Raw genomic sequence first — 2,296 nt, 5'->3', positions numbered from 1 at the left:
CCGGCCCTTGTGTCCGGGGTGGGGGCGGGGGGCGGCGCCGCCACCTCGTCGCGTTTGTGACGATGTGTATCAGCATTTGCGAGGATGTGATCGGCATTCGCGGGGGTGTGATCAGGCCGACCGCGCCGTGATCGCCCGCATCTGACAGGCTGGTGAGGTGAATCCGTCAACTGCGCAGGCCAGGGTTGTCGTCGACGAATTGGTGCGCGGCGGCGTCCGTGACGTCGTGCTGTGCCCCGGCTCGCGCAACGCCCCGCTGGCCTTCGCGCTGCAGGCCGCCGACGCGGCCGGGCGGTTGCGGCTGCACATGCGCATCGACGAGCGCACCGCGGGCTTCCTGGCGATCGGCCTGGCGATCTCGGCGGGCGCGCCCGTCCCGGTGGTGATGACCTCGGGCACCGCGGTGGCCAATCTGGGACCGGCTGTGCTCGAGGCCAATTACGCCAGGGTGCCGCTGATCGTGCTGAGCGCCAACCGGCCCTACGAGCTGCTCGGCACCGGCGCCAACCAGACCGTCGAGCAACTCGGGTTGTTCGGCAGCCAGGTGCGCGCGACGGTCAGCCTCGGACTGGCCGAGGCCGACGGCGCGGGCGCGGGCAGCTACGACCAGCAGAACAGCGTGTGGCGCTCGGCGGTCTGCCGGGTGCTGGCCGCCGCGCGCGGCACCCGTTCGGGCAACGCCGGGCCGGTGCATTTCGACATCCCGCTGCGCGAGCCGCTGGTCCCCGACCTGGCGGCGGGGGAGAGCGAGCCCGCGGGCCGCGCGGACGGCAAGCCGTGGACCGACACCCGCCACGCCACCCTCGACGTCCCGCTGGACATCGACCTGAGCATCGACACCGTGGTGGTCTCCGGTCACGGCGCGGGCCTGCGCCCCGAGCTCGCGCGACTTCCCACGGTCGCCGAGCCGACCGCGCCGGTGCACGGGCCCGCCCTGCACCCGCTGGCGCTGCCGCTGCTGAAGCCGCGCCAGGCGATCATCACCGGCAGACCGACCCTGCACCGGCAGGTGTCACGGCTGCTGGCCGATCCCGAGGTCACCGTCTACGCCCTGACCACCGGCCCGCGCTGGCCCGACGTCTCGGGCAACGTGGTCGGCACCGGCACCCGCGCGGTCACCACCGGCGAGCCACGGCCGGAGTGGCTGGCGCACTGCGCGCGGCTGAGCGCCACCGCCGAACAGGCCGTGCGCGGCGAACTGGCCGGGCATCCCAAGCCCACCGGCCTGCACGTGGCCGCCGTGGTCATGGACGCGCTGCGCGAGGGCGACCAGCTGCTGCTTGGGGCGTCGAATCCGGTGCGGGACGCGGCGCTGGTGTCCAGTCCTCGGCCGGGCGTGCGGGTGCTGTCCAATCGCGGCGTGGCGGGCATCGACGGCACCGTCTCCACCGCCGTCGGCGCCGCGCTGGCGCACGAGGGCCGCACCATCGCCCTGATCGGCGACCTGACCTTCCTGCACGACGCCTCCGGCCTGCTGATCGGCCGGGGGGAGCCGCGCCCGGCCGATTTGACCATCGTGGTCGCCAACGACGACGGCGGCGGCATCTTCGAACTGCTCGAACAGGGCGATCCGCAGTACGCGGGCGTGTTCGAGCGGGTCTTCGGCACTCCGCACGGCATGGATCTGGCCGCCCTGTGCGCGGCCTACCGCATCCCGCACCGGCAGGTCGATCCCGGCGAGCTGGCCGTCGAACTCGAGGCAGGCGCGCACGGGCTGCGTGTGCTCGAGGTGATCACCGAACGGTCCGGGCTGCGGGAACTGCACGCCACGGTGCGCAGCCGGATCGCGCCCTAGCGCGTCACCGGCTCCTCTTCGAGGACCGTGTCACTGCTCCTCTTCGAGGACGTCGTCACTGCTCCTCTTCGACGACGTCGTCGAGCGGCACGGAGATGTACTGGTCGACCACGTCGGCGGGGTTCGCTTCCCAGCCGGAGCGCGGGTCGGTCTCCGGCGGGGGATCCTGAACGGCCACCTCCGGGTCGTCGGGTTCCTCGTAGTCCACCGGCGTCGTCTGATCGACGAGATCGGTCTCCGACACCTCGTCCGGCGCTCCGAACACGCGACGGTCGACCATGGTGCGCTCCTCTCCGTTCGTGCACTTCGAGAATTGCCTGCCCTCGATCATGCCCCAATTCCCGCCTACCCGCTCCCGCCCGTCCGACGCGTCCGCCCGCGGCGGGCGCCCCGGCCCGGGGGTTGGCCCCCCGGGCGGGGGGCCCCGGGGCGGGGGGGGGGTGTGGGGGGGGGCCGGGGGGGGGCGACCCCGGGGGCGGGGGGGGGGGGGGGGGGGGGCCG

Annotated in this window: 2 protein-coding genes; one reads left to right on the top strand and one right to left on the bottom strand. The window is 73.8% G+C overall.

The genetic code is table 11. The annotated features are described in order from the left end of the window. Nucleotides 1–157 precede the first annotated feature (157 nt). Nucleotides 158–1,795, top strand: a complete 1,638-nt coding sequence (gene menD, locus QH283_RS20215) for a 2-succinyl-5-enolpyruvyl-6-hydroxy-3-cyclohexene-1-carboxylic-acid synthase (RefSeq protein WP_280504548.1) — start codon at nucleotides 158–160, stop codon at nucleotides 1,793–1,795. Nucleotides 1,796–1,850: 55 nt separating this feature from the next. On the opposite strand, the gene QH283_RS20210 is transcribed toward menD, so the two are convergent. Continuing rightward, nucleotides 1,851–2,075 carry a hypothetical protein gene (locus QH283_RS20210; RefSeq protein ID WP_280504547.1) on the bottom strand — a complete coding sequence of 75 codons (225 nt, stop codon included), beginning with the start codon at nucleotides 2,073–2,075 and terminating at the stop codon, nucleotides 1,851–1,853. Nucleotides 2,076–2,296: the final 221 nt, after the last annotated feature.

Source organism: Nocardia farcinica, assembly GCF_029867845.1.
GTDB lineage: Bacteria > Actinomycetota > Actinomycetes > Mycobacteriales > Mycobacteriaceae > Nocardia > Nocardia farcinica_A.
Note: the sequence above shows the minus strand (reverse complement) of the source record. Positions and strands in the feature narration are given on the sequence as shown.